This is a genomic window from Pseudoduganella sp. RAF19 (genome assembly GCF_052114165.1).
Lineage (GTDB): Bacteria > Pseudomonadota > Gammaproteobacteria > Burkholderiales > Burkholderiaceae_D > Rugamonas.
Genome location: NZ_JBFREF010000002.1, coordinates 561,632 through 587,540 on the forward strand (window position 1 = coordinate 561,632; position 25,909 = coordinate 587,540).

Here is a 25,909-nt window from a genome sequence, read left to right on the forward strand (position 1 = left end):
TGGAATTCAGTTGGCGCCGTCGTTCAGATTCGTACGGCTTTCGATGAGATCGAGGCGGGCGCGCATGGCGTCCGTCGCCGTCGGACCCGCCACATAGCGGTGGCGTTCCGGTGTAATCGGGATGCCGCTATTGCGATCCACCAGCATTGGCTCGACCGGCGCGCCGGTTTCGCGATCCTGCAGCACGACGCTCAGGCCATCCGGCGTGAAATGGCGGTTGGCCCAGGCCAGCATGCCAATCAGCACGGGACGAAAATCCTGGCCGATCGCTGTCGGAACATATTCATAGCGCGGCGGATGCGTGTTGTATTGCCGCTTTTCCATCAGCCCGTCTTCCACCAGCTGATTCAGGCGCGTCGTCAGCATGTTCGACGACACATTCAGGCTCTTCTGGAACTCATCAAAACGGCTGAGTCCATAGAACAGGGAGTCGCGCAGAACCATCAAAGTCCACCAGTCGCCGACTCGTTCCACGCTGCGCAGGATAGGACAGTTCGCTCCAGGTACTTGTTTGCTTTGCATTAGATCACTCCGCAAAAATAGGTTGATTCAGAATTTGAAGTGACTATATACTGGTAACTTCAAATTTGCAAGATACTTTTCCAGTGCAGGAGAATTCGATATGAAACAGGCAATTTCGACAAAACGTCCGGTGCTGCTGCGCCTTTCTGGTCTGTTGGCCGCATTGGTCCTGGCGGGATGTGCGGTGACTCCAGCCTATGAGCGCCCGGCATCCACCATGCCCGAGGCTTTCCACAACGCCCCTGCCCTGGCGGGCCGGCAAAATGTGCTGCCGGCGCCGTCGCTGGATCAGTGGTGGCTGGGTTTTGAAGATCCCGCTTTGGAACGCATCGTGCGCCGCGCGCTGGACCAGAACCTGAATCTGGCGGCGGCAATGGCGCGCGTCGACCAGGCCCGTGCAGCGGCACGCGCCACAGCCACGCGCGAACTGCCTTCCGGTACCTTCACGGCGGATGCCACGCGCCAGCGCCAGTCAACGGCCAGCCCGGCCGGCCGTATCGCCAGCAACCTGCCCGGCTACGACCGCAATCAATCCTTGTTCAATGCCGGCGCCGGTGCAAGCTGGGAGCTGGATCTCGCGGGCGGTCTGAAAGCCGGCACGCAGCAAGCGGACGCGGAGGCACAAGCGGCCGAAGCGGATCAGATGGGCGTGCGCATCTCGATTGCCGCCGAAGCCGCCGACGCCTACTTCCGTGTGCGTGGCGCGCAGCGCCGCATCGCACTGGCTGAAGAGGAAATCAAGACCGATACCAGGCTGCTGGAACTTGTGCGCATCCGCCAGAAAGACGGCCTGGCCACCGCGCGCGAAGCGGCGCAGGCCGAAGCACTGCTGTACCAGACCAATGCCACGTTGCCGCCCCTGAAAATCGAACGCGAAACCCAGCTGAATCGCCTGGACGTGTTGATGGGCGCGCAACCGGGGACCTACGCGGCGGAACTGTCCGCGCCAGGCGTGGATAAACTGCTGCCTGCCATCGCCGTCGATCACGGCCCGGCGGACTTGCTGCGCCGCCGTCCCGACGTGATTGCCGCCGAACGCCGCCTGGCCGCATCGCACGCGAAGATAGGCGTGGCGACCGCCGAGTATTACCCGCACCTGACTTTGTCCGCGCTGCTTGGACTTTCCAGCCTGGGCGGCGGCAGCCTGCTCACCGCCAGTGCCTTCCAGCCGCAAGTCGGCGCTGGCCTGCGCTGGCGCTTGTTCGACTTTGGCCGTGTGGACGCTGAAGTCGCGCAAGCCAAAGGCGGCGAAGCGGAACAGCTGGCGCTCTATCGCCAGTCCATGCTTCGTGCAACGGAGGACGTGGAAAATGCGATCATCAATCTGACCCAGCTCGAACAGCAGCACCGTGAATTGAGCAAGGAAGTCGCGGCCCGCGTGCAGGCGCGCGATTCGGCGCAGGAAGCGTACAAAGGCGGCGTTGTCAGTCTGTTCGAAGCACTGGAGGAGGAGCGCCAATTGCTGGCGGCGCGCGATCAGCTGGAACGCGTGCATGCGGACAATGGCCGCGCAGCCGTTGCGACTTTCCGCGCTCTCGGTGGTGGCTGGTAATTAGTGGCGTAACGGAGGCGCTGTGCCGGGCGCCTCCGCGCCCAGCGACATCAGCACATCGAGTTCCGTGTGATTGACCGGCTTCGTCAGATGGAAGTCGAAGCCGGCGTCACGCGTAAGCTTGCGGTCGCGCTCCTGACCCCAGCCGGTGACGGCGATGATACGTGGCGGCGGGTGGCCGGCGCGGCGCCGCAGTTCGCGCGCCACGTCCAGTCCGGACATGCCGGGCATGCCGATGTCCAGCAGGATCACTTCAGGCTCGAAGTCGAAGGCCATCCGCAAGCCTTCCGGCCCATCATGCGCTTCTCGCACGTCGTGCCCCGCTGAGACAAGCAGTTGCACCAGGCATGCCGCCGCGTCCAGATTGTCGTCGACGACCAGCACGCGGCGCGGCTCCAGGCTATGAACCGGACCGGCAAAACGCCTCTCCGAGGGCGCCACGGCTTGAGCTTCCATCAGCGGCAGCTCGACGGTGAAAGAGCTGCCTTTGCCCAAGCCTTCGCTGCTGGCGCTGACCGTGCCACCATGCAGCTCCACGAAGCCTTTCACCAGCGATAGCCCGATACCCAAGCCACCGTGGCTGCGCTCCAGCGCCGGTGTGAGCTGGGCGAACAGCCCGAAGATCTTGTCGAGGTTTTCCGGCGCGATACCGATGCCGCTGTCGGCGATGATAATTTGTGCCTGGCTGCCGGTGCGTTCTGCCGACACGGTGATGAAGCCCGCACGCGGCGTAAACTTGATCGCGTTATTCAATAAGTTCACGAAGCACTGCACGATGCGCGTAGCGTCCGCGTTCGCGTACAGCGGTTCCTCCGGAAGGTGAATGGTGACCTCCAGGCCTGCTGACTTGAGGGCAGCGTCAACCGCGTGCAGCGCATCTGACAGGCAGTCCACCACCGATACCGTCTTCCTGCGCAGCTCCACCTTGCCCTGCGTGATCCGCGAGACTTCCAGCAGATCGTCAACCAGACGAGCGAGATGACGCGATTGCCGGTCGATGATGGCCAGCACCCGCTCCACATTCGCCGGCAAATCCTTGAGGCGCGACAGCAGTTCGGTGGCATTGCGAATTGGCGCCAGCGGATTGCGCAACTCGTGTGCGAGCGTGGCCAGGAACTCGTCCTTAAGCTGGTCGGCCCGCTTCAGTGCCTGCTCGGCTTCGCTCTGCGCCGTGATGTCGGTATTGGTCCCAAACCAGTGGACGATACGGCCTTCGGAATTCTTCATCGGGACAGCGCGTGTCAGGAAAGGACGATACACGCCATCGGCGCCACGTATCGGCAGCACCATTTCAAACGGCTCGCCAGTGGCCAGCGAGCGGCGCCAGTTCTGCTCCACTTCGCGATATGCCTTTGGATCGATCGCCTGTTCCCAAGACCAGCCCTCCACCTGTGCCTGGCTGAGGCCTGTGTACTCGAACAAGCGGCGATTGAACCAGTAGATCCAGCCATCAGGACGCGACATCCATGCGATCTGGGGGATTTCATTGGCCAGTGTCTGGAACTGGGCTTCCAGCTCAGTTGCCGCCTCTTCCGAACGTTTGCGCTCAGTGATGTCGCCGATGATGCCGAACACAGACTTCACGCGGCCATCATCACCATGATCCGCCTCAGCGCGGGCGAAGGCCCACAGCAACTCACCTTTGGCGTCCTTCATGCGGAATTCAAGCTCGCACTCGCCCTGGCTCTTGATGCATTCGCGCAGCTGCGCGTTGACTGCTTGATGATCTTCGGGATACACATACCGCAAGAAGTCTTCCGGCTCGGTGGACATGGTCCCTGGCAGCATGCCGACCATGTGTTCGAGTTCCTGGCTCCACCATGCCCGATTGGTGCGCAGGTCCCAGCTGAAGACTCCCATGCGGCCCGCCACCAGTGCCAGCCGCAGCACTTCGCGCGTTTCCGTCAGCTTGCGCGCCAGCCGCGCTGTACTCTGGGCTTCGGCAAGGTCGCGATACATGCGCACGTGTTCCAGCAGCAGCATGACCAGCACGAAGCTGGACGCCACCAGCGCATAGCCGCGCCCCGCATAAAATCCCACGTCCCAGCGGCCGGCGTTGAATATCGAAACCAAACCGATTTCGAAGAACCAGGCTGCCAGCACCACCACCATCCACAAGTCCAGGGTCGACGTGGACCGTCGCGTGAATAGATACGCCAGCGCCACACCCGTGATTATCCATTGACCATAACGTCCGATGTTGAAACTGGACGAATAGTGAGCGCCATTGAGCATTTGCGGCAGGATATTCTGTCCATAAGTGCTGAGCATAACGAGCGCTGCCGCGCAGGCCAGCGTGATCAGGACCGCCTTGCCGGCATCGAGCGCAAAGCGTTCGATGCGCTGCTCGCGGTCCTTCAATCTGGCGTAGGTAATGACGGCGATCGGAAATCCGCAATGCCAGAACACGTGCATATAGCCGGTGGTTTGCGGTCCGCCACCAAGCAAGCCTTGCGGCGCAAAGATGCCGGGGAAGGTCAGAAGGTGGACCACGGCCATGACCGCCGAGAACAGATAGCCGCAGGCCAGCGCGAGTAGCGCGTACTTGCGTGTCAAACGCAAATAGCCGAACAGCAGTGTGGCGGTGATGATGTCGTTGAGGGCGACGACGGGTTGGTAGAGCGGAATGAACCAGTTGGCGACGCCGACCGGCGCCCCGGCAAATGGCAACAGCGCCAGGAACATCCCCGCCGACAGCGCCAGAACGACCAGCGCAAGACGGCGCGAGGCTGGACTGGCTTCGTATTCGGACAGGGTCCGCGCCGGTTCATTGTCCGGAATTGCCCCGCCCTGGCCCGGCTCGCCGGCCGGAATGGCGTGGTTTTCGTTCCTCATGACGGAACATCTTAGGCGGTATCACGATCCGGCGAAGCGCGATACCGCACATAACACAACAAGAAGCCTGGCTTATTTAGCCGAAGAAACGCCGTATCAGCGCCCTCGCCTGACGTGCGCTGTGCTCGACCGTTTCAAAATTCAGCGCTCCGCCCACGAAATAAACGTTGTCGCGGCCCTGCAGCGCATCAAGACGATCAAAGAAACCGTCGCCGAGGGCTACGCTATCGACATGCGGGAAATAATCCCATTCCTGCCGCAGCGCCACACGCAGCAGCTGCCCGCCTTGCGCAGCAACATCGTCCACCAGCAAGGCTTCGAGTTCGTCGATGCTGGTTCCTTGTTCTGCCAGTTGCCAGCCGAGATACATCGGCGGCTCGGGATTGCGGTTGGCCCAGGCATTCATATGGCCAATGCGTTCGGGGAATTCGTTCTCATGCAGGAAGAGGAATTCGGCCGTGGCCAAGCCAGTCGCGGCGAAAGCGTTGACGAAGTATCGCTTACTGCGCAGTTGCTGCAACAGTGCGTCGCCATCCTCACCCAGCGACATGAAGTTGCGCACCGTGTGCAGCGGCGCCGCCACAACGACGGCATCGAACCGATGCCGGTCAGCGCCATTGATCGTCAGCGCGACCGATCCATCGTCTTGCCGTTCCAGCGCGGTGACGCCGGCATTAAGTCTCACATCGTGCTGGCGCGCCAGCGCTTCCCATAATGATTGGAAGCCTTGCGGGAAGACGAAGAACTTGCCCGCTTGCAGACCTCCCGCTCCGTCGGGCAGGAACAGCCATGGCATCAGTTTCATGAAGTACAGCGCCGGCACCGTTTCGTAGTAACCGTAGCCGAAGCCGATCAAAGCGCCGCGCGCCAGTTCCGCGATGGGTGTGAAGCCGTGCAGCGCAGCGAAGCGGTCGAACGGCAAATGCAGCTCTTCCGGCATGCCGGCCAGCGTATCGTAGTTGATGACCGCAAAGCGCTCCAGCGTGTCGGCATAATTGGCGATGGCTTCCCGGATTTCTTCGCGGCTGTAACGGCTGGCGAGGAAGGACATCGCATCATGCCGCACGCCCTCCTCGTCCAGAAACCGCTGCTCCACCGGATACGGGGCAACAGGCACGCGCAAGCGATCGGCCAGGCCCAGCACCAGCTCGCATTCGGCGGCCGCAATGACGGCGCCCATTTCAACGATGCCTGCCGGTGTCCGCATCGAACAGACTTTGCCGCCAACGCGGGCGGCCTGCTCGAATACGGTGATGTGGCGGTAGCCCAGCTGGCGCAAGGTATCCGCCGCACACAGCCCGGCCGGGCCCGCGCCGATGATCGCGATCGATCGATTCATTTCTTCTCCAAATCAGGCGCGCATCAGACGATCGGCTTCGATCCATGCACTGACGGCTGCAGGGAACGCCGGCGAGGATGGGTCGACGCCAAGTACCTCGCACATCTCCTCACTGCCGACAATGCCTTTGCTCCCCACGATGCCGCCCTTGGTATGCCCGACGGCCATCACCTCACCATCGCGCAGAAACTCAAACCGGATGTAAGTCCAGCGTGCGTCCCAGCACTCGGCTCGAAAACGCAGGGTGTAGCGGCGGAATGGCTTCAACCCACGCCGGAACGCAATGATCGAGCCGCCCAGCATGGGACGCCAGCCTCGCCGCATGGCTGGCCCCATGAAACCGGCCCTTGTCATGTACTCCACCAGCGCCAGGTCGATGATGGTCATGTAGCGCCCATTGTTCATATGACCGTTCAGATCGAGATCATTGGGCAGCACCGTGAGCCGCAGGTCGATTGTGTCGCCGATGCGGATCACGGGCTTGAAGAGCGCGGACAGCCAAACGTAGAACAGGCGGAAGTACAGATTCATTGCGCAACGGCGGGCGCTACGCGCTGGCGAATACGGCTCGCCACGTGACGCAGCACTTGCTGGGTGGCCGGTTCGAGGAAAGCATCGACAAACTCGTCGATCGGCAGCGCATCCACGTCGGCAAAGACATCCCGCAGATCGCGCCGGGCGATTGCGCGCGTGCTTACCAGCGCATGGGACGGCATCGCCAGCAGTTCCTTCAGCCGTGCGTGCGCCAGGGTGACCACCTGGTCCTGCGCCGTCAGCTCGTCCACCAGGTTGATGTCCATTGCCTGTTCCGGCGACAACAGGCGGCCGAACACCAGCATGCGCTCCGCATTCAACGCGCCCACCACACGGCGCACCGCGTACTGGAAGCATTCCGGCAGCGCCACGCCCACGCGCACCTCGTTCAGGCCAATCTGCCACGGCCCCTGCGCTATGATGCGGTAGTCGCAGAACGCCGCCAGCAGCGCGCCGGCCGCCATGCAATGGCCGGTAATCGCAGCAAAAATCGGCTGGCGCGACATGGCCATCTCGGAAGCCAGCAGGAACACCTGCTCCCAGTATTCGCGCACTTGAGCGCGCGGACCGTCCAGCAGCGCCGGAATGTCTACGCCGGATGAGAACACACCCGGTACGCCTGACAGAATGATGCCGCGTTGTCCGCTTCGGTTGGCCTCCGCCAGCGCGGCGCGTACCGACTTCAGCACCTCCACGCCGATCAGATTGATGGGAGGCCGGGCGATGCGCAGCTCGGTAATGTCCCCTTCGTGCGGGATGATGTCGATCATGCTGATGCCTTGATGATGTTGTGCTTCAGGCACCACTCGCGCACATCGCGGAAGCGTTCAGCATTCAGGCGCTGGTTGTTCGGCGAATTGCGCACTTCACGGATCTTGTCGGCATCGCCAGGCTTGATCGGGAAGTCGAAAGAAGCATGCAGCGCAATTTCCGGCATATAGGTATATTCGTCCAGCAGGAAGCCGTAGCCCTTCTGGAAGAAATCGCACATCTGCGCCAGTTCTTCTTTGGGAGCAGACTCGAAGTAGTTTTCGCAGATAGTTTTGGCGAACGCGATGTGGCGCACTTCTTCCAGGTGGTGTTCCTTGAACATGGTGCGGGTCAGCGGATCGATGCCATCGGTCTGGGTCTGGAAGATGGAGTTCAGTTCGGCGAACCACTCAATCAGCAGGTTCCAGCAGATGCCGTACACCGGATGCTTACCGGCCAGCTGCTGCTCGAACAGCGAGTAGTTCGGGATGTTCTCCGGATGGCTCCACAGGCGCAGGTTAGCCTTCTCCAGATAGCGGCGGAACATCAGGGTGTGCACGATTTCCTCTCGCGAGAACACCATCAGGTATTCGCGCACGTCGTCCGTCAGCTCACCGTGATATTTGTTGACATACCCCATGTACAGCTCTGGCAAAGTCTGTTCGAGCCAGATGAAGTAGGATACGTCGCGGCCAGTCTCCAGCCACAGCACTTCGTTCTGCTGCTCCGGCGTCAGCGCGTCCCAATAAGGCGTGCCGTAGATCCAGCTGGATTCGGCAACTTTGGGCGGCTTGCTGAAATCAATGCCCGTTTCCCAGTCCACTACCTGGTCGAGGAACAGCAACTTACGGTGCGATGCGTTGATCAGCGTGCGCACCGTTTTCTGGCGGCGCTCATCGAGCACGATCGGATTGGTTTTAGCTTGCGGTACTGCGGCGATACTGGCTTCCATTCACAAACTCCTTTGGGGGAATTGGGGAGATCAGGCCGCGAGTTGAGTGTCTCGCAGTTCACGGCGCAGGATCTTGCCCACATTGGTCTTAGGTAGTGCGTCGCGGAATTCGATGTACTTGGGCTTTTTATAGGCGGTCAACTGCTGTTTGCAGTAGTCCATCAGCTGGTCGCTGGTGAGCGAGGGATGTTTGCGCACCACGAACAGCTTCACGGCTTCGCCCGAGCTGGCGTCCGGTACGCCAATGCAGGCGCATTCGAGCACCAGCGGGTGGGCAGCCACCACGCCTTCGACTTCGTTTGGATAAACGTTGAAACCGGACACGAGGATCATGTCCTTCTTGCGGTCGACAATCCTGACGTAGCCTCGCTCGTCCATGATGCCGACGTCGCCGGACTTGAAGAAACCGGCCGGGGTCATAACCCGCGCGGTTTCGTCCGGCCGGTTCCAGTAGCCCGACATCACTTGCGGGCCACGGATGGCGATTTCCCCTGGCTGGCCATAAGGCAGCGCGTTGCCGTCGTCGTCCAGAATGGCCACTTCGGTCGACGGCACCGGCAAGCCAATGGTGCCGGTGAAGGTTTGCTGGTCGGGGCGGCACAGCGTTGCTGTCGGCGATGTCTCGGAAAGGCCATAGCCTTCCAGGATCGGGCTGCCCGTGAGTTTGAGCCAGCGCGCGCTCACCACTTCCTGCACGGCCATGCCGCCGCCCAGCGTGATTTTCAGGCCGGAGAAATCGACTTTGCTTAGTTCCGGCTGATTCAGCAACGCATTGAACAGGGTATTCACGCCGGGGAAGAAGTTGACCTTGTACTTGGCCAGCTCCAGCGCGAAACCCTTCATGTCACGCGGATTCGGCACCAGCAGATTCATGGCGCCCCAGCGCGCGCCCATCAGCATGCAGGCGTTCAGCGCAAGGATGTGGTACAGCGGCAGCGCGCACACTGTCACCACCTGTTCGCTGGCGTTGAGCAGTGCCGGCCCGGCCCAGGCATCGTTCTGCAGCATATTGGCGATCACGTTGCGGTGATTCAGCACTGCGCCTTTGGAGAGGCCCGTAGTACCGCCCGTGTACTGCAGGAAGGCGATGTCCTCATGTCCCAGCGCGGGTACGCGCAGCGTCATGCCCGCGCCTTCGCTCAGCGCGGTGCGGAAGGATACCGCGTCCGGCAGCGAGAACGCCGGCACCAGCTTCTTCACACGGCGCACCACGAAATTCACCAGCGCGCCTTTGGCCACGCCGAGCATATCGCCCATGCTGGCCACGATCACATGCTTTACACCGGTGCGCGGCAGCACCTGCTGCACGGTAGTGGCGAAATTCTCCAGCACGATGATGACCTCGGCGCCGGAGTCTTCCAGTTGATGTTCCAGTTCGCGCGGCGTGTACAGCGGGTTCACATTCACCACGGTGCAACCGGCGCGCAGGATGGCGGCAACCGCAATCGGATATTGCAGCACGTTTGGCATCATGACAGCGACGCGAGCGCCCTGCCCCAGGCCACGCTGTTGCAGCCAGGCCGCGATCTGGCGCGAATACTGTTCCCATTCGCGATAAGTCATGACGCTGTCCATGCAGACGTAGGCCTTACGGCTGGCGAACCTGGTGAAGGACTCTTCCAGCAAGTGCACGAGCGATCGGTAGCGCTCAGGGTCAATGGTCGCCGGAATGCCTTCGGGGTAGGAAGCGAGCCAGATTTTATCGGGGTTCATGCAGTCTCCTCTCTCATGCGCATCAATGCGTGCGTCTTGTCATCGGCGGCCGGACCTGCCACCGTGTCGATCTGTGCCGGGGTCAGGTCACGGCCATCAGCGGCGCGGATACCGACGCCCGCGACAGGCTGGCCGGTTTCGCGCTCCACCATCGTCAGCCGCGCGCCCAGCGGATGCGGCGCCCACTGCTCGCCCCACACCGTCATCGCGGCCAGGATTGGATAGAGCGACTGCCCCTTCTTCGTCAGGCGGTAGTGAACGATGCGCGCGTCCTCTTCCGATGGCTCGCGTGCCAGGATGCCGTTCTCCACCAGCTTGCCCAGGCGCCGCGCCAGAATGTTCGTGCTAATGCCAAGATGGCGCTGGAAATCCTGGAAGCGGCTCATGCCGCAAAAGGCATTTCTCAGAATGACGAACGACCACCATTCGCCCACCTGCTCCAGTGTTTGTGCGATGGGGCAGTTCATCTCTGCGAAGGAACCTTTGCTCATGGCTAGTGTTTAAGTAGTAAATAGTTAACATTTACTCTATTGAAATCGCTTGCGTAACACAAGCAGATTTATAGAACGGTCGCTCTATTTTGTTGCGATGCCGCGACATGTATCTATATTGAAAGATGTTGAATTGATAACAAACGGAGAAGAATATGGGGCGTCTGTACTACAACAATGATCAGGAAGATCCTGCGGAATTCTGCTCGGCGCTCGCCATCGGAGACTCGTGGTTCTGGTATCCGAACCAGAACATGATGGAGACGCTGGTGCGCGATCACCGCACTTCCGACGATCACGCGAATGTCAGATTGATAGGCTATAACGGAGCCGAATTGCAGCAATACGTCGGTGCGGGCAAGTACGCGAAGATGGTCGAGCACTGGCTGTCGCCAAATTTCAACAACGGCTTCTCCGAGTTTTACATCAGCGGTGCCGGCAACGACGCGGTAGATTACTCGCTGGCCTTGCGCCCCAACTGCGCTCAGTACACGGCAGCGGCGGATTGCTTCGATCCGGCGGGCCTGGAAACACTTTTGAGGAGGATTTCATCGGCGCTTGGTTCGCTGATTCACGATATCCGTTGGGCCTATCGCAACGACCATCTTACGCGCCCCATCTTCATCCACGGCTACGATTACCCCACACCCGACGGACGCGGCTTCGAACTGGGGCCGGTCACCGCCGGGCCGTGGCTGGCACCCGCAATGGATAACTGCCACGTGAAGACCGATATGGCACTGCGCTGCGCCATCATGCGCATCCTGATCGATCACCTGAACCAAGACGTGTTCAAGCCTTTCGATACGCCCGGCAACGAGGTGGTGCACATCGACAGCCGCGGCACGCTGCGCGCGTATCCCGCTGCATATCAGAAGAATTGGACCAATGAGCTGCACCCCACAAGCAAAGGATTTGCCAGGATTTTCGATCAGTGCTGGGTACCCGAGCTGGCCAAATACCGCATCGTGAATGTACCTGCCACGCCTTCGATGATGGCGTCGCTGAACGCGAAAGGGACTGCGAACAGCGCGAACGGCCCAGCGTGACGGATGGCGGTCCGTCCAGCGTATGCAATGCCTCTCACTTCCGGCCGATAGACCGCGCAAGCCATATCGCCGAGTCGTAGTTCACGGTCCCTCCCTGCCATTTCAGTGCCTCGAATCGATTCGAGGTGGTTAGCGGCGCGCCTCCGTAGTTTGAGTGGCACCTCGCTGATTTTCACTCCATTGCGGACACACGGGTCCGAAGTGTTCGGATTCTCGACGTATTTTTCCTGAGCTCTTCCGTCCCTACACTGAGTTCATCAACAAAACTCAGGTGGAATGCATGGAATACATCAAGAACAATCGGCCCCTGTACTGGCTGGCTGCCGGCACCTTCGCCGTTGGCACTGAGAACTTCATGATTGCTGGCCTGCTGCCCGGCATGGCGCAGGATCTTGGCGTCAGCATCGGCGTGGCAGGCCAGCTGGTAACGGTCTTTGCGCTGGCTTATGCACTGAGTTCGCCGTTGCTGGCCACCCTGTTCGGCAACGTCAACCGGCGCAAGCTGCTGATCGCAGCGATGTCCGTCTTCGCATTCGCGAATGTGCTGGCATTCTGCGCGACCGACTACTGGACGCTGATGGCGGCGCGCGTGCTGCTCGCGCTGACAGCCGCCGTGTACGTGCCCGGTGCAAATGCACTTGCCAGCGTGGTCGTGCCACCGGAACGGCGCGGACGCGCCATCGCCATCGTCAATGGCGGCCTCTCCATGGCCATTGCATTGGGCGTCCCCGCAGGCGCGATGCTGGGCGGTGCGCTCGGCTGGCGCGCGACCTTCGGCAGCGTCGCAGTTCTTTCGGTGCTCGCGGTCGCCGGCTTACTGGCAGGTCTACCGCGCGGCATTGGTAGCGGCCTTGCACAGGTCAGCCTGCGGCAACGTATCGCCACTGCCGCACGGCCGGCGGTTCTGCTGACGCTGCTGGTGACGACCTTATGGGCCATGGCCAGCTACACGACCTACACCTATCTGGCGCCGTTACTGGACGCGGCCACCACTATTCATGGCCCCGCCATTGGTTTCGTGCTGTTCGGCTGGGGCATTGCGGCGGCCATCGGCCTGGCGATCAGCGGCCCGGCGGTGGACCGCAAAGGCCCGCGCGCCGTCATCCTGCCGGCGCTGGCCACATCAACCACCGCATTCGTGCTCATTTCGCTGGCCGCGCATATACTCGGCGCGCAATTTGCCATCCTGCCGATTGCGCTAGCCATCGCCGCCTGGGGCGTTGCGCACTGGGCGTTTTATCCGGCGCAGCAAACAAAACTGGTTGGCGTGGCCGGCGTCGCGTCCGCGCCCGTGGCGCTGTCGCTGAACGCATCCTTCATGTATCTCGGTTTCTCGCTTGGTGCGGGACTCAGTTCGCTCACCCTGCACTACAGCGCAATTGCCAATCTTGGCTTTGTCAGTGCGCTGTGCGCAGGCGCGGCACTCACGCTTGCCTATTTTTCTAACGTTCAAAGGAGTTAATCATGACGAAAATCCGCGTAGGGCTTATTGGTGTTGGCAACTGGGCCGAATATGGCCACCTGCCTGCCCTCAACCTGCTACCCGAATATGTACTGACCGCCGTCCATAGCCGCGACATCACCAAAGCCAATGCGCTGGCGCAGCGCCATGGCATTCCCCATGCGCTCGATTCCGTCGAAGCGCTGGTGCGGCATCCGGAAGTCGATTTAGTCGTGGTGCTGAACACGGCGCCACAGCATGAAGCGACCGTGCGCGCTGCCATTGCGGCGGGCAAAGACGTGTATTGCGAATGGCCACTGACGCCAAGCAAAGCCGTCTCCCAGGAACTGGCGGCGCTTGCCAAGCAAGCCAGTGTGCGCCACATCGTCGGTTTGCAGCGTCGCCTCAATCCCGATTACCGCTACGTGCGCGACCTGCTGAAGGATGGCTATATCGGTGAGCTGCGGTCGGTGCGGTTGCATATCAGCGTCGAATACTTCCAGCGCGAACGCAAGGCGGCGCTGCATTTCACCATCCCGCCGGAGAATTTCTCCAGCCTGCTGTCCATCTACGGCGGGCATTACTTCGATGCGCTGTTTACCATGCTGGGCCATCCGGAGAGCATCAGCGCCCTCGCCGTCAATCAGTTCCCGGAAGTGACGCTGATCGAAACGGGCGAAGTGCTGAAACATACAACCGCGGACCAGGTGATTGTCAGCGGAAGCTACGCCAACGGCGCTGTGCTGACCGCCCATATCGAGGCGGGCAAGCGCAATAACTACGGCATGCAGCTCGACATCACCGGCACCAAGGGCGACATCAAGATCTGGAACACGACCAGTTTCGGCAATGCCTTCAATATGATTGAAGCGGCACAAGGCGATTCACAGCCCATGCGCATGCTGAAAGTCCCGCCGCGCTATAACTGGTTGCCGGAGAACGATCTGGGCGGCAGTCAGCTCGAGCTGGCCTACTTGTACGCCGCTTACGCAAAGGACGTGAGCGAAGGCACGCAACTCGCGCCCACCTTCACCGACGCGCTGCGCATGCACGAACTGATCGACGCGATCGAAGTGTCCAATCGCGACGGCGCGCGTGTGCAGCTGAAGTAATCAGATGCGCAGTTGCGCGCTCATGTAGTCGATGAAAACGCGCAGCTTCGGCGAAGCATAGCGGCTGGCTGGCCATAGTATCCAGAAGACGACCTGGCGATCGAGAAACTCGTCCAGCACCGTGACCAGCTTGCCGCTTTCCAGTGCGTCCCGCACAAGAAATTGGGGCAGGAAGGCAATGCCCCTGCCCTGAATGGCCGCATAGCCAAGCGGTTCGATCGTATTCGACATCATCGTCTCACGCAGCACCAGCTCCGGCTCGGACTCCTGCAGCCGCAGCGGCCAGCGCTCCAGCTTTCCCGTCGCAGGAAATTTGTGCTGCAGGCAGAAGTGCCCTTCCAGATCGCGCGGCTGCACTGGGGTGCCGTGGCGCTTCAGATAAGCCGGAGATGCCACCAGCACATGGGGGCACGCGCCTAGCCGGCGTGCGGCCAGACGTGAATCCGTCTGCTCGCCGGTGCGGATGACCGCGTCGAAGCCCTCTTCGATCACGTCCACCATGCGGTCGGACATATCGATATCCAGCTCAATTTCCGGATATTGGGCCATGAAACCGTCAAATGCAGGCATCATCAGATTGCCCAATTGCGGCGTGCCTACGCGCAGGCGTCCGCGCGGGTTACCCGCCAGGCCCGATAATTCGGACTCTGCGGCATCCACTTCGCTCAGGATGCGGCGGCAGCGCTCCAGAAACAGCGTGCCCTCCGCCGTTAACGTAATGCTACGGGTGCTGCGATGGAATAGCCGCACGCGCAGGCGCTCCTCCATTCGCGCAATCGCTTTCCCCACCGCCGACGACGAGACGCCGAGCTGCCGCCCGGCTTCCGTAAAGCTGCGCGTCTCGGCGACCTGCACAAACATTGCAATTCCACTCAGGCTGTCCATTTTGCCAGTGTACTGCGCTTCGGACGGATTCAGGAATTTTCGTCCGAAATGTTCGGCATCGCGGGGTATTTTTCTTCAAGCGCTGGGAACCTATATTCCCTACATCGTTCAACCACATACAGGAATCGACATCATGTCCAAACTGCATACCAGCGTTCAAGTAGGTCCTTACAACATTTCCCACCGCGTGGTCCTGGCTCCGCTGACCCGCATGCGCGCCGAACCAGGCGCCATCCCTGGCCCGTTGATGGCCGAATACTATGCCCAGCGCACCTCCGAAGGCGGCCTGCTGATTGGCGAAGCCACCATCGCGGCGGCAAACGGCAACGGCTATCTGGGCGCACCAGGCCTGTACGACGACAGCCAGATCGCGGGCTGGAAGCTTATCACTGACGCCGTGCACGCCAAGGGCGGCAAGATCTTCCTGCAGCTTTATCACGCGGGCCGCCAGTCCAACAGCCAGCTGCAGCCGGATGGCGGCCAGCCCGTTGCACCATCGGCCGTCGAGCATGGCGGCGTCGCTTATACTGAATCGGGCTGGGTGCCGAACACGCCTCCGCGTGCACTGTCCATGGAAGAAATCAAAGGTCTGGTGGAGAGCTTCCGCGAAGCCGCCAAGCGCGGCATCGCAGCAGGCTTTGATGGCGTTGAACTGCACGCCGCTAACGGCTATCTGCTGGACCAGTTCCTGCAGGACGGCAGCAACAAGCGCACAGATAGCTATGGCGGCTCGATCGAAAACCGCGCCCGCTTCCTGCTGGAAGTGGTGAATGCCGTCACCTCGGTATGGGGTAGCGACCGCGTGGCCGTGCGGATGGGGCCGAGCGGCAGCTGGGGCGATATGTCCGACAGCGATCCGGTCGCCCTGTTCAGCTACGTCGCCGGCGAACTGAATAAGCTGAATCTGGCCTATCTTCATCTGATCGAACCGCGCATTGCCGGCAATATCGAAGACGAAAACCGGGACCAGGCACCGATCGCAGCCCGCCTGATTCGCCAGCACTTCAAAGGCCTGATCATTGCGGCGGGCGGTTTCGATGGCGAATCGGCAAAGGCAATTCTGGAAGAAGGCGCGGCGGACCTGGTAGCCTTCGGCCGCCACTTCATCGCCAATCCCGACCTGCCGGAGCGCCTGCGCAATGGCTGGCCACTGAACGCCTACGACCGCCCGACGTTCTTCGGCGGCACGGAAGCCGGCTACACCGACTATCCGTTCTACGCAAAAGCCGCCTGATTACAGCAGCTTCTGGATGAATGGCGCCAGCCGTTCGACCGCGGCGTTCAGTTCCCCGCTGGACGCCGCGTACGACAAGCGTACGTGGTCGTTCGCCGAGCAAACGCCAAAATCGTTGCCCGGCGTGAGCGCGACGTGCGCCTCTTGCAACGCGCGTTCGCAGAATTCCATGGAATCGAGCCCGGTCTTGCTGACGTCGATGTAGACGTAGAAGGCGCCATCAGGTATCACTGGCACATCGAGTCCGATGCGTTTCAGGCCGGCGACAATCAGGTCGCGGCGTTTTGCCAGATCCAGGCGGCGTTCTTCGCAGATCGCCAGCGATTCCGGCTTGAAGCAGGCCAGCGCTGCGTACTGCGTCGGTGCCGATGGGCAGATGTAATAGTTCTGCGCCAGGCGTTCCATCACCGGCACCATCTCTTGCGGCACAATCGCCCAGCCCAGGCGCCAGCCGGTCATGCCGAAATATTTGGAGAAACTGTTGATGACGATGGCGTCCGGGTCGTGTTTCAGGATCGTTGGCGCACGTTCCTGGCCGTACGTCAGGCCAAGATAAATCTCGTCCACGATGCGCCAGGCCCCTTTTTCGCGGGCGAATTGGCACAATGCAGCCAGTTCCGCTTCCGGCACCGACGTACCCGTAGGATTGGACGGCGTGGCGATCATCAGTCCACGCGTCCGTGCGCTCCAATGCTCGCGCACCAGTTCTTCATTCAACTGGAAACGGGTCGCCGCCGTGGTCGGGACCAGCTTCACCTTTGCGCCGAAACTGGACATGAAATGGCGGTTGCATGGATAAGACGGATCGCCCACCAGCACTTCGTCCCCGGCATTCACCAGCGCGGCCGAGGCCAGCAGTAATGCCGCCGAAGCGCCCGCAGTGACGATTACGCGCGATGGATCAATCGTCACACCGTAGCTGAACTGATAAAAGTCCGCGATGGCCTTGCGCAGCGGAGGAATGCCCAGCGCGGCGGTGTAGGAAGTGTGACCGCCGTCGATCGCTTCGTGCATCGCTTGCACGACCATCGGCGGCGCATCGAAGTCCGGCTCACCGATATTCAGTTTGATGATATGGTGGCCTTGTGCCTCCAATGCCGCTGCGTGCTTGCCGAACTCCATTGCGAAAAATGGAGCGACGGCGTCAGTTCTATCTGCCAGTTTCATGCAATACCCTTGTACAAAATCGACGGCTGGACGGTTACTCTAGCAGATACCGTGATTTTCCGTGACTTTTGGACTCGTCCTTTAATGGCAAGATTGGGGGATGTCCCTCCTCTACCTCCTGATCGCAGGCTTGCTGTCAGCGCTGATTGCCCTCGGTGCGGGATTGTGGCGCGCCACCCAGGCTCTCGACCGCGTAGTCGAAGAACACAAACGCGCGAATGATCGGGACGGCGAAAGACATGCAGCGCTGCTGCAACTGCTCTCGGAGCTGCGAATGGCCGTCGCACAAAGTGAAGAGCGCCAAATCCAGCGCAATATGGAACAGCTCAGCGCTGCATTGTCCAGTGTCATCGCCGATTTTCATCGCCAGTTCGACACCCAGTTGCGCATGTTGGCCGGGCTGGCCGAAAGCAGCCAGGATCTCTACCGCAAGCAGCGCAACGAACAAATGGAAGCCATGCACCACGCCCGCCGCATCGCCTCCCAGGTTGACGAGACGACTGGCGAATTCGCCAGGCTGCTTGCAGACGCCAGTGCGCTGACCGGGCTGGCCGCCGATATTCGCCAGTCGCTCGACTTGCTCGGCCCGCGCCAGCAAGCCATCGATAGCGGCATGGCGCAGCAAGCTCTATCAATGCAATCAATGGCCGACGCCATCTCCGACCTGCGCGCCGGTTTCGACGAGGCCTCCGAACAGCTCATTGCTCAATCCCGCCGCGCCTTCGACACCATGGGCCAGCGCGTCGCGCAAAACGGCAGCGCCTTGAACAAGGAATTGAATGAAACGCTGATCAAGGCGATGGCGAATCTGCAAAAGCAGTTGAACTCCATAACCTCGCGTATGAGTACCGATATTGCTCCGATGGCCCAACAGCTCAAGCGAGTGTCTGAACAATCACGCAACCTGCGCTAGTCAGATAATGTTGTTACAGGTGGCACATCGCTTTCCCCTGTTCGCGGGATCCGCGTGATATTTTGCATGCTTGTCGTTCTTGCTCAGTTGCTTGCCTGCTGCCTTTTTAGCGGCACATGCCTTTTCCTCGGCCTCGCTATGCCTTGAGCCAGAACTGACGCTTGGCGTTCCCTTTGGATGCTGACCCGCCCAGGCAATCAATTTACTTTCAAAGGCGATTGCCGACATTTCGTAGTCACCCTGCGTGCCTGAATCCGAACCGCCCATTCCGTGAGCAGCGAGATCCAGCTTCAATTCAGTGATCGCACGAATAACCTGGCCTCTCATTTCGTGAATTGTATAGCCAGCGTTCTGAAACGCCTGCATCACATCTTTTGCGCGCTGATTGCTGTATTTGACGAAGTGGTCCCACAACACACCCGCCGTACGGCCCGAACTGCCGGTGCCGGACGGTGCTTCCATGCGCTGGATTAGCGGACGAATAATTGTCCCGGGTGGTGGCCGAAATACGGGTGGCACGCGCGGCAGTATCGAATTCACCATTGCCTATACCTTTCGATAAAGATCGCCAGGGCGCATTTGCCCGGAAAGGCCGCTGTTCACGCTGGCGGCGCGCAGAACGTCGGTTGCGAAGGTGGTGCATTGGCGCGATTGGGCGCTGAAGCTGTAGTGGCGGCTGCGGTACTCGTTCACTTTCGCCATCGCGGCCTGGGCCTGCGCGCTGTTCAGCTCATAGCTGCGCACTTTCACGCCGGGCTTGGAAAAAGCACTGTCGTCGCGATGCACTTGTCCAGGAACACCGGCGCGCAACTTGCCAATGTCTTTTTGCGGGTCATAGCGCCCATAGTTGGCAGGTGAAAAGCCCCAGGTCTGACGATTTCCCGCCGGCCCTTGCAGTGAAACGAAAGCGTGTCCTGCAAGATCCGGAGGCAGCCCCGCAGCCCCCTGATGCAAGTAGGCGCCGATCACCAGCCTGTATGAGGCCTGTTTCGCCTGCAAGGCGAGCGCCTTGCCAACCGCCGACGGCATGCCGCCCGTTGCGAGCTTGGCCTGCACGGGAACGCGGAAGGCGGCGGCGCGGGCGCCCATGCGGTCGGCCTCTGCTTCCAGTGCATGGTCGTTGACGATCACGGTGCCCGCGCCTTGCGGCGCGCGGACCCTGCCCTGCTTTTGCTGAAGTACGTGGGCCAGTTCATGGCCTAGCAGTTGCTGGCCCCGCGCGCTGTGCGGATCGTATTGGCCTGGCGCGAAGTAGATGTCAGTGCCCATGGTGAAGGCGTGGGCACCAATGGATTGCGCTTGATTGCCCTGGTAGATGCGCACGCCGGAGAAATCGGCTTTGAAGAATGCCTCCATTTTCTGCCTGACAGCATCCGGCATGGGACGCCCGACCGCGCCGCTCAGATTGAGCTTGCCCGCGTCGACGGACATGTTTTGGCCGCCGTGCGCTTGCACGGGCTGCGTTGGGCCTCCGCGTCCATGGACGAAGTGGGCCTGGATCAGGATAGAGCGGCGTGTGCTCATGTCATCCTCCGTTCCATTTTGCGGCCAGCATACCGAGGGCGAAGAAGGCTGCAAGTAATAGCAATTGCGCGATGATCAGTACGATCAGCATGCGTTTGTTGAATGAGAGCTGGTAGTCCATTGTCGTTAGCCTTCAACCAGGCGAGCCAACCAGGAGCGACGCGGGGCTGTCGCGGGGGCCGTGAACGTTGGGCTGGTCGGCTCCGTTGGCCTGACTGTTTCGGTGGGGGCGCTGCCTGGCGCGGCGCTGGTGGGCGTGCCGGCGGTCGCGGGTGCGGTTGGCGTGCCGGCGAGCGCGGGGGCGGTGGCCGGCTCGGAAGCTGGCAATGCCGCCGGCTCTCCATGCACGAACATAGTAGTTGCCAGCAGCTTGCCATCCAGCCCGTAGCTGCGCATTTCTCCGTGCTGCAAGCCGTCCGCATAATGAATTTCGGCGAGCAGGCGATCCTTCTCGAATAGCGAAGTCAGGCCATGCAGCTTCCCATGGGCGAAGGACGAGCGCTGGCGCACGCGGCCTGCTGCGTCGTAGAGTTCTGCGGGGCCGTGCAATTGGCCTTTGACGAAGTGGACGCGGCTCACGAGCAAGCCCTGCTCGTTCACGTTGCGCACCATGCCGCACAATTGGGAATCGTTCATATCAGTTGATCTTGACGATCCCTCCCTTCAGTTCCAGCATGCCTCCGCCGTCCACCGTCTGCGATGCGGCGGCCTTGTTGGTCATGCTCACCCCAGCGTCATTGGTCAGCGTGGTGCCTGCCTTATTAGTGAGCGAAGTGCCGGCCTTATTCATCAGCGTAGTGCCGGCTTCACTGTTCATCGAAGTGCCGGCCTTGATGCTGATCGAGCCGGTGACCTCGATCGTCAGATTGCCATCGACTTTCAACTTGTAATTGCCCGTTACGTTGTGCGTGAAGTTGGCCTGATTGATATGGGTTTCGTCGCCTTTCACGTCCACCTTGCGCGTACCTTCCTCGACCAGCAGGCTGTCGTTGTTTTTCACGACCGTATTCATATCTTTCTGGGCGTGCACATAGACCTCTTCGCTGCCTTTCTTGTCCTCGAAACGCAGCTCGTTGCTGCCTCCGCCGCCCTTGGATGACTGGCTGCGGATCACACTGCGCGTCTGATTTCCAGGCAGTGATTCGGGCACGGTCTGCGTTGCGTTGTACACGCTACCGGTAACCAGCGGGCGGTCAGGATCGCCTTCGAGGAAGCTGACAATCACCTCCTGGCCAACACGCGGCAGGAAGAACGTGCCCCAGCCCTGTCCTGCCCAGCCTTGCGCCACGCGCACCCAGCATGAGGAATTCTCATCGCTCTTTCCTAGCCGGTCCCAATGGAACTGAACCTTGATGCGACCATAGCTATCGGTCCAGATCTCCTCGCCGGACTTGCCGACAACTGTGGCGGTCTGCGTGCCGAGGATGCGGGACTTCGGCGTCTGCCGCACCGGACGGAATGGCACGGTCAGCGGGAAGGCAAAAAAGCTGTTGCTGTAGCTGTCGTGGCTCACGCTGTACGCCACGTGACGCAGCACATGATCGGCATTCAGGTCGGCGCGTGTATGGCCGATCAGCATGAAACGATAGCCGGCGGTGAAGGCGCGGCAAGTGCTGTCGCCGCGGATCGCCTTGGCATTATGGTTCAGTGCCTGCATGCGCAAGGTCGCCAGGGCCTGCCCCGCGCCATTGTCCTCGTAGCCACCGGGGTATTCGTAGACGCGGCCACCGGATGAGCCGCCTGCTGTCGCCGCCAACGGAGCGGCGGGCGTGGTGAAATTGAAGTCCCCGCTGGCGTAGCGTGCAGGGACTGCGTTCTGTTCGGCGTCGCAGCGGAAAATGAGATCCATCTGATCGCGGCTGTAGCCTGTCCCCATGTAGGCCGCCTGGGTCAGGCCGGGACAAGCGGCATATTCCTGCCCGCCATCCACCAGCACCAGGGTATGGCCGGTGGCTGTGTGTTCGAAATAATAGAAGATGCCTTCTTCTTCCATCAGCCGCGATATGAAGGCAAAGGTGCTTTCGTTGTATTGCACACAGTATTCGCGCGGCGAATAGCTTGCAGTCAGGCTGTTGCGGAAGTCCGTGTAGCCAAACTCGCCGAACAGGCCAGTGATGATATCCGGGACGCTTTTGTGCTGGAAGATGCGCGCATCCACCTCCAGTGACAGCCACCAGAACCACGGCCGCAGTTCGGCGCGATAAGTGGCATTGCTTGGGCCGCCGCCGGTCTGGACGAAGCGCGCAACACGGCCGCTGAAATGGCGCCACTCGCCGGTCGGCAGCGCCACGCTCGCCGTAACTGGCTGACCAACCATGGACGTGAAGTCGATCGCCACGTCGCTTGACTGCATCTCCAGATGGTAAATGAACAATTCGCCCAAGGTCTCTTCACCGTGCAACTGCACCAGCTGCAGCTTATCGAGCGACGGCGAGGCGCTCAGCTTCAGCGCAAGTCCGGCGCGAGTCATGACCAACCTCCGGGCTTGGCTGTGGGCTGGCCCCATTCAGGTAAGGCGAAACTGGCACGATAGTGCGCTTCCGGCTTTTGACGGCCAATCCATGCCGTGCGATTCAGGGCGCCGAAGCCAAGCCGTGAAATCTGTTCGATCTCGCCCTCTTCCGGTGCCAGCAGCAGGGTGACGTGCACGTCCAGATCCTCCCGCAGGTAGAAGCGCGTCAGGAACGTCAGGGCTTCGTGTGCGGGACCGCCTGGCAGGAGGCAGCGGTACGATACGATGCCCATTGGCCCCAGTTGCAGCGAGATCGCGCCATCAGGCTCCCAGGCGCGCTTACCCAGCACGGTTTCCTGGCCCAATGCGCGGTTACGCCCATGCCCGCCAATCGCAGTCTGAAAGCGGGGTTCAATCTCCAGCCATCGGCCATGATGCTGGCTGCCGCGCACCGGCACACCCAGCGCATTGGACAGCATCGCCTCCAGCCCCGCCATAGAGCGCGTCTGATTCGCCAGAATACCGGCGTAGCGCAACAAGGCGCCGCTGTAGACCGAAGCGCCCTGTCGCGAGCCCGTGCGGCGCATACGGCCCAGCACCGCGCCTTCATTAAAGCCAATCAGCTGGTACAGCATGCGCTCCAGTGGCGCAGAGCCTGTGCGGTACAGTGCCAGGCGGCGTTTCTTGCGCGCCCGGTAGAAATAGGAAACCAGCCGATGATTGAAGATGTCGAGGAAGTTGCGCGCATCGTCATCCGGGCCGTAAGCCGGCTTTCCCGCCATTCCGCCATCGCGGCGTGCGCGGCGTTGCACGACTGCTGTGTAAGGCGCCGGTAACGGCCCATCGCTACCCGCCAGGCACATGAAGGCGACTTCCAGCATGACCCGCTCGTGCTGATCCGGGCCGGAGGCGCAGACGATGTCTGCTACCGGGAAGGTGTAGCCGATGCGTCCCCGGAAGGAGACGGCTTCGTTCAGGGCTTCGCTGCCGGTGCCCACTCCGGCGGCATCCGGGCGCGCCTGTTCCAGCAGCCGCACCGCCTGGAAGAAATCGAATGCGTCCGGCCGATCGAGAACTTGCCGGGCCAGTGCCGCTACGGCGCGGGCGTCTCGGGGAGCCATTCTTTGATCCTTTCTTCGCCCGACATCACCGTGACGCTGGCAAACGAGTTCACATTGCAATACAGCTGGAAGAAACGCTGCAGCACGGCCGCCAGCATCAGCGGGGTGCCATCGCTGTAAGAGCCCGAGGAGAATTCCAGCACAAGTTCATAGCCGCGCCGGAAGCCCGGAACCGGTCCGCCGCGCACCGGGCGCACCACGCGGCGACAAGCGAACCGCTTCAAGGCGCGGGCCTGGCGTGCGCCGCCAACGCTGCCAGCGCTATTGGCCAGTTCCAGCAGGCGGCGCATCATGGCGATGCCCGCGCCGTCTTTGCTGTCCGAGAGCTGGTCCAGCGTGACGTGATTCAGATTAAGCAGCGACAAGAGGCGCCAAAGCTGGCTGCCGTCCAGCGGCGGCATCACTTGACGCGTTGGCTGATACAGGCAGCGCGCCGGCAGCACGCCTGCCGCGGCGGCGGCCTTGAAGGTGGCCTGGTCCGGCGGGTCGGGCCGTATTTCCTCTGCCAGACGCCGATTTGTGCAGAGCGTGCTGGCGGAAATAAGTGGCACACGATGCGGCGCCACATTTCCTTCCAGCTCCATGAAGGACAACACCACATCTGTGCCGCCTGCCCGCGTGCCAGTGCCGGGAACCCGGCGCGCAAGCCATTGCGCGCCGGACTTGCCTTCCAGCACCTGGCCGAAATCGAAGTAGGGCTCCAGCCGCATGCCCGCCACGCCGTCCGCATAGCTGGCCTCCACCTTCAGCACCGTGTGGATTTCCGTACTGGCTTCGTTGCGGGCATCGGGCACCAGGCGGTATTCCATCTGGCGCTGATCAAGCCGCAGTGTTTCCGTCGTGCGCGGGAATAGATTGATGGCAGGCGTGCAGCCAAGCAGAAACTGGTCCCGATGCAGAGGCAGTCCGCTCGGCGGCCGTTTAGTCAACAGCAGAAGCAGGTCGACGCGCTGCGTGCCTGCGCTCAGGCCACGCAAGCCCTGCGATAGCCCACAGGCATCAAAGAACAGATATTTGCGCGGGTAGGCGAAGTATTCCTGAAGCTGCCGGTAGGCCGGATGGGCATGGCCCGCTACCGGCAGCACCGCATCGTCCGAGCCAAAACCCACTTCGCGCCAGGCCGGGTTGCCACCGAGATGTTCATTGGTGCTGCGTTCCGCCGGCACCAGCATGATGCGCCTCACATTGCAGAGCAGCAGATCGTACAGGGCGCCCGCATTGTGCCAGCTGTCGTGCAGGTGGAAGCGCAACTGGTCAGGCGCGATGCCGTCTTCGCCCGATCCAAAGGACACCTTATCCCCGCAGGCCAGGCTGATACGCAGCACGCCCGCGACCTCAGGCTCCATTTCAAGGCCGGGATGTGCGCCCGCTTCTTCATAGCCAACCCGTTCGACCGTCAGCGGCCAAAGCGTCAGCGGATAACAGGTACGGAACTGGCACACCACTTCCGGTGCGTCCGGCGCGCGCTGGGATGGATGGGCAGCGGCATACAGGGGCGTATGCAATGGAACGGTGCGGCCGGCGCTGTCCTTGCCTTTGCTCGCATCGGCGGTCATGCGCACGATGGTCATTGCGGGCAATGGCGCCATGCTGTTCGGCAGCATGACTTCCAGCAGCGCGGTGGCCATTTCAGGCGATTCATTATCGAGCTCGCGCCGTATGCGCCCGCTCAGGAAAGCAAAGGACTCGATCAGGCGCTCGACGTGCGGATCGGGCGACTCCAACTCACCCAGTTCCAGACGGCGGGCCGTTTCCGGATGCTGGCGCGCGAACTCGCGGCCCGCATTGCGCAGGTAATCCAGCTCTCGCTGGTAATATCCATACAGCTCGTCGCTGCCACTGCTCATGCAGTCTCCTTCACCGATACGCGGAAATTAACGGGTTCCAGCCGTCCCGGCGCGGCAATACGACCGGTAATCGACACTTCCAGCGCATGCCGGGTGTTGGGTGCCGGCTCCACATCGACCTGCACATCGCGCAGGCGTGGCTCGAATGCCGTCACGGTGTCCAGCACCAGCGCCGACAACTGGCGGCGATGCTCGACATCAGCCGTATGCAGCGCCGAATAGTCTGGCAAGCCATAATCGAGCACGCTGCGTCTGCGTGTGGCCAGTTGGGCCAGCGAAGCGGCGCAGCGCGTGTTCAACAAGCGCTCCAGTTCAGCACCGATGGAATGCTCCAGCGCCGACAGCGACAGCTCGAGGCCATCGCGCCGGGCCGGATGCCAGGCGAGGAAGGACGCAGCGCCCTCCCCGTCCTCGTCGCCGAAGCGGTCGAACAGGGGCGCACGAACGCCCCGCAGCAGCTTGAGGTCTGCCAAGGC

General features: G+C 61.4%; 23 protein-coding genes. 6 read left to right on the plus strand and 17 right to left on the minus strand.

Translation table 11 applies throughout. The annotated features are described in order from the left end of the window. Window positions 1–6 precede the first annotated feature (6 nt). Window positions 7–522, minus strand: coding sequence for a winged helix-turn-helix transcriptional regulator (locus AB4Z19_RS07140; RefSeq protein ID WP_442034803.1), 516 nt, complete (start codon window positions 520–522; stop codon window positions 7–9). 100 nt (window positions 523–622) lie between these two features. Here AB4Z19_RS07140 and AB4Z19_RS07145 point away from each other — a divergent pair, with 100 nt between their 5' ends. Continuing rightward, entirely contained in the window at window positions 623–2,074 is a 1,452-nt protein-coding gene (locus AB4Z19_RS07145) for an efflux transporter outer membrane subunit (protein ID WP_442028985.1), read from the plus strand. Here AB4Z19_RS07145 and AB4Z19_RS07150 read toward each other — a convergent pair whose 3' ends face one another. The 7 genes from AB4Z19_RS07150 to AB4Z19_RS07180 form a co-directional block, all read right to left on the minus strand. Continuing rightward, window positions 2,075–4,909 carry an ATP-binding protein gene (locus tag AB4Z19_RS07150; protein ID WP_442034805.1) on the minus strand — a complete coding sequence of 945 codons (2,835 nt, stop codon included), beginning with the start codon at window positions 4,907–4,909 and terminating at the stop codon, window positions 2,075–2,077. It lies immediately after the preceding gene. 76 nt (window positions 4,910–4,985) lie between these two features. Then, the gene (locus AB4Z19_RS07155) at window positions 4,986–6,248 is read right to left on the minus strand and encodes a flavin monoamine oxidase family protein (protein WP_442027183.1); all 1,263 of its coding nucleotides are present in this window, start codon (window positions 6,246–6,248) and stop codon (window positions 4,986–4,988) included. 12 nt (window positions 6,249–6,260) lie between these two features. Next, the gene (locus AB4Z19_RS07160) at window positions 6,261–6,779 is read right to left on the minus strand and encodes a thioesterase family protein (RefSeq protein ID WP_442027184.1); all 519 of its coding nucleotides are present in this window, start codon (window positions 6,777–6,779) and stop codon (window positions 6,261–6,263) included. Continuing rightward, window positions 6,776–7,552: an enoyl-CoA hydratase/isomerase family protein gene (locus AB4Z19_RS07165; RefSeq protein WP_442027185.1), complete on the minus strand. Its 777-nt coding sequence runs from the start codon at window positions 7,550–7,552 to the stop codon at window positions 6,776–6,778. The genes AB4Z19_RS07160 and AB4Z19_RS07165 overlap by 4 nt, the downstream gene beginning before the upstream one ends. Continuing rightward, window positions 7,549–8,484 (minus strand): diiron oxygenase, encoded by a 936-nt coding sequence (locus AB4Z19_RS07170; RefSeq protein ID WP_442027187.1) that lies wholly within the window; start codon window positions 8,482–8,484, stop codon window positions 7,549–7,551. The genes AB4Z19_RS07165 and AB4Z19_RS07170 overlap by 4 nt, the downstream gene beginning before the upstream one ends. A gap of 30 nt (window positions 8,485–8,514) precedes the next feature. After that, on the minus strand, window positions 8,515–10,197 hold the full coding sequence (locus tag AB4Z19_RS07175) for a long-chain-fatty-acid--CoA ligase (protein ID WP_442034806.1): 1,683 nt from the start codon (window positions 10,195–10,197) through the stop codon (window positions 8,515–8,517). Further along, window positions 10,194–10,688, minus strand: a complete 495-nt coding sequence (locus AB4Z19_RS07180) for a winged helix-turn-helix transcriptional regulator (RefSeq protein WP_442030222.1) — start codon at window positions 10,686–10,688, stop codon at window positions 10,194–10,196. Before AB4Z19_RS07180 ends, AB4Z19_RS07175 begins: the two co-directional genes overlap by 4 nt. Window positions 10,689–10,843: 155 nt before the next feature. On the opposite strand from AB4Z19_RS07180, the gene AB4Z19_RS07185 reads away from it, so the two are divergent. The 3 genes from AB4Z19_RS07185 to AB4Z19_RS07195 all read left to right on the plus strand — a co-directional run bounded on the left by AB4Z19_RS07185 (window position 10,844) and on the right by AB4Z19_RS07195 (window position 14,290). Next, window positions 10,844–11,737 carry a hypothetical protein gene (locus AB4Z19_RS07185; RefSeq protein ID WP_442034808.1) on the plus strand — a complete coding sequence of 298 codons (894 nt, stop codon included), beginning with the start codon at window positions 10,844–10,846 and terminating at the stop codon, window positions 11,735–11,737. A 280-nt stretch (window positions 11,738–12,017) separates the two neighbouring features. Further along, the gene (locus AB4Z19_RS07190) at window positions 12,018–13,199 is read left to right on the plus strand and encodes an MFS transporter (RefSeq protein WP_442034810.1); all 1,182 of its coding nucleotides are present in this window, start codon (window positions 12,018–12,020) and stop codon (window positions 13,197–13,199) included. Between the two features lie 2 nt (window positions 13,200–13,201). Beyond that, entirely contained in the window at window positions 13,202–14,290 is a 1,089-nt protein-coding gene (locus AB4Z19_RS07195; RefSeq protein WP_442034812.1) for a Gfo/Idh/MocA family protein, read from the plus strand. Here the strand turns inward: AB4Z19_RS07195 and AB4Z19_RS07200 are convergent, their stop codons facing one another. Then, the gene (locus AB4Z19_RS07200; RefSeq protein ID WP_442029032.1) at window positions 14,291–15,175 is read right to left on the minus strand and encodes a LysR family transcriptional regulator; all 885 of its coding nucleotides are present in this window, start codon (window positions 15,173–15,175) and stop codon (window positions 14,291–14,293) included. It abuts the gene before it with no gap. Between the two features lie 133 nt (window positions 15,176–15,308). Between AB4Z19_RS07200 and AB4Z19_RS07205 the strand changes: the two genes are divergently transcribed. Further along, window positions 15,309–16,409 carry an alkene reductase gene (locus tag AB4Z19_RS07205; RefSeq protein WP_442029031.1) on the plus strand — a complete coding sequence of 367 codons (1,101 nt, stop codon included), beginning with the start codon at window positions 15,309–15,311 and terminating at the stop codon, window positions 16,407–16,409. Here the strand turns inward: AB4Z19_RS07205 and AB4Z19_RS07210 are convergent, their stop codons facing one another. Continuing rightward, complete coding sequence (locus AB4Z19_RS07210; RefSeq protein WP_442034814.1) at window positions 16,410–17,576, minus strand: pyridoxal phosphate-dependent aminotransferase; 1,167 nt, start codon at window positions 17,574–17,576, stop codon at window positions 16,410–16,412. A 274-nt stretch (window positions 17,577–17,850) separates the two neighbouring features. Between AB4Z19_RS07210 and AB4Z19_RS07215 the strand changes: the two genes are divergently transcribed. Continuing rightward, window positions 17,851–18,489 carry a hypothetical protein gene (locus tag AB4Z19_RS07215; protein WP_442034816.1) on the plus strand — a complete coding sequence of 213 codons (639 nt, stop codon included), beginning with the start codon at window positions 17,851–17,853 and terminating at the stop codon, window positions 18,487–18,489. Here AB4Z19_RS07215 and AB4Z19_RS07220 read toward each other — a convergent pair whose 3' ends face one another. The 7 genes from AB4Z19_RS07220 to tssE form a co-directional block, all read right to left on the minus strand. Next, complete coding sequence (locus AB4Z19_RS07220; protein WP_442029455.1) at window positions 18,490–18,951, minus strand: hypothetical protein; 462 nt, start codon at window positions 18,949–18,951, stop codon at window positions 18,490–18,492. An 84-nt stretch (window positions 18,952–19,035) separates the two neighbouring features. Continuing rightward, window positions 19,036–20,013, minus strand: a complete 978-nt coding sequence (locus AB4Z19_RS07225) for an eCIS core domain-containing protein (protein WP_442029453.1) — start codon at window positions 20,011–20,013, stop codon at window positions 19,036–19,038. 126 nt (window positions 20,014–20,139) lie between these two features. Further along, entirely contained in the window at window positions 20,140–20,649 is a 510-nt protein-coding gene (locus AB4Z19_RS07230; RefSeq protein ID WP_442029451.1) for a hypothetical protein, read from the minus strand. Window position 20,650: 1 nt separating this feature from the next. Continuing rightward, on the minus strand, window positions 20,651–22,483 hold the full coding sequence (gene tssI / locus AB4Z19_RS07235; protein WP_442034818.1) for a type VI secretion system tip protein TssI/VgrG: 1,833 nt from the start codon (window positions 22,481–22,483) through the stop codon (window positions 20,651–20,653). Continuing rightward, window positions 22,480–23,586: a type VI secretion system baseplate subunit TssG gene (gene tssG / locus AB4Z19_RS07240; RefSeq protein WP_442034819.1), complete on the minus strand. Its 1,107-nt coding sequence runs from the start codon at window positions 23,584–23,586 to the stop codon at window positions 22,480–22,482. Before tssG ends, tssI begins: the two co-directional genes overlap by 4 nt. After that, window positions 23,559–25,433, minus strand: coding sequence for a type VI secretion system baseplate subunit TssF (gene tssF / locus AB4Z19_RS07245; protein ID WP_442025049.1), 1,875 nt, complete (start codon window positions 25,431–25,433; stop codon window positions 23,559–23,561). Before tssF ends, tssG begins: the two co-directional genes overlap by 28 nt. Further along, window positions 25,430–25,906, minus strand: coding sequence for a type VI secretion system baseplate subunit TssE (tssE, locus tag AB4Z19_RS07250; RefSeq protein ID WP_442025051.1), 477 nt, complete (start codon window positions 25,904–25,906; stop codon window positions 25,430–25,432). Before tssE ends, tssF begins: the two co-directional genes overlap by 4 nt. Between the last annotated feature and the right edge of the window lie 3 nt (window positions 25,907–25,909).

Coding starts and splice junctions, on each gene's coding strand:
- tssF (WP_442025049.1), bottom strand. CDS start 25,433: ATGAGCAGTGGCAGCGACGAGCTGTATGGATATTACCAGCGAGAGCTG.
- AB4Z19_RS07205 (WP_442029031.1), top strand. CDS start 15,309: ATGTCCAAACTGCATACCAGCGTTCAAGTAGGTCCTTACAACATTTCC.
- AB4Z19_RS07155 (WP_442027183.1), bottom strand. CDS start 6,248: ATGAATCGATCGATCGCGATCATCGGCGCGGGCCCGGCCGGGCTGTGT.
- AB4Z19_RS07210 (WP_442034814.1), bottom strand. CDS start 17,576: ATGAAACTGGCAGATAGAACTGACGCCGTCGCTCCATTTTTCGCAATG.
- AB4Z19_RS07150 (WP_442034805.1), bottom strand. CDS start 4,909: ATGAGGAACGAAAACCACGCCATTCCGGCCGGCGAGCCGGGCCAGGGC.
- AB4Z19_RS07160 (WP_442027184.1), bottom strand. CDS start 6,779: ATGAATCTGTACTTCCGCCTGTTCTACGTTTGGCTGTCCGCGCTCTTC.
- AB4Z19_RS07145 (WP_442028985.1), top strand. CDS start 623: ATGAAACAGGCAATTTCGACAAAACGTCCGGTGCTGCTGCGCCTTTCT.
- AB4Z19_RS07215 (WP_442034816.1), top strand. CDS start 17,851: ATGGCCGTCGCACAAAGTGAAGAGCGCCAAATCCAGCGCAATATGGAA.
- tssI (WP_442034818.1), bottom strand. CDS start 22,483: ATGACTCGCGCCGGACTTGCGCTGAAGCTGAGCGCCTCGCCGTCGCTC.
- AB4Z19_RS07230 (WP_442029451.1), bottom strand. CDS start 20,649: ATGAACGATTCCCAATTGTGCGGCATGGTGCGCAACGTGAACGAGCAG.
- AB4Z19_RS07170 (WP_442027187.1), bottom strand. CDS start 8,484: ATGGAAGCCAGTATCGCCGCAGTACCGCAAGCTAAAACCAATCCGATC.
- AB4Z19_RS07195 (WP_442034812.1), top strand. CDS start 13,202: ATGACGAAAATCCGCGTAGGGCTTATTGGTGTTGGCAACTGGGCCGAA.
- AB4Z19_RS07140 (WP_442034803.1), bottom strand. CDS start 522: ATGCAAAGCAAACAAGTACCTGGAGCGAACTGTCCTATCCTGCGCAGC.
- AB4Z19_RS07220 (WP_442029455.1), bottom strand. CDS start 18,951: ATGGAAGCACCGTCCGGCACCGGCAGTTCGGGCCGTACGGCGGGTGTG.
- AB4Z19_RS07200 (WP_442029032.1), bottom strand. CDS start 15,175: ATGGACAGCCTGAGTGGAATTGCAATGTTTGTGCAGGTCGCCGAGACG.
- AB4Z19_RS07175 (WP_442034806.1), bottom strand. CDS start 10,197: ATGAACCCCGATAAAATCTGGCTCGCTTCCTACCCCGAAGGCATTCCG.
- AB4Z19_RS07225 (WP_442029453.1), bottom strand. CDS start 20,013: ATGAGCACACGCCGCTCTATCCTGATCCAGGCCCACTTCGTCCATGGA.
- AB4Z19_RS07190 (WP_442034810.1), top strand. CDS start 12,018: ATGGAATACATCAAGAACAATCGGCCCCTGTACTGGCTGGCTGCCGGC.
- AB4Z19_RS07180 (WP_442030222.1), bottom strand. CDS start 10,688: ATGAGCAAAGGTTCCTTCGCAGAGATGAACTGCCCCATCGCACAAACA.
- AB4Z19_RS07165 (WP_442027185.1), bottom strand. CDS start 7,552: ATGATCGACATCATCCCGCACGAAGGGGACATTACCGAGCTGCGCATC.
- AB4Z19_RS07185 (WP_442034808.1), top strand. CDS start 10,844: ATGGGGCGTCTGTACTACAACAATGATCAGGAAGATCCTGCGGAATTC.
- tssG (WP_442034819.1), bottom strand. CDS start 23,586: ATGGCTCCCCGAGACGCCCGCGCCGTAGCGGCACTGGCCCGGCAAGTT.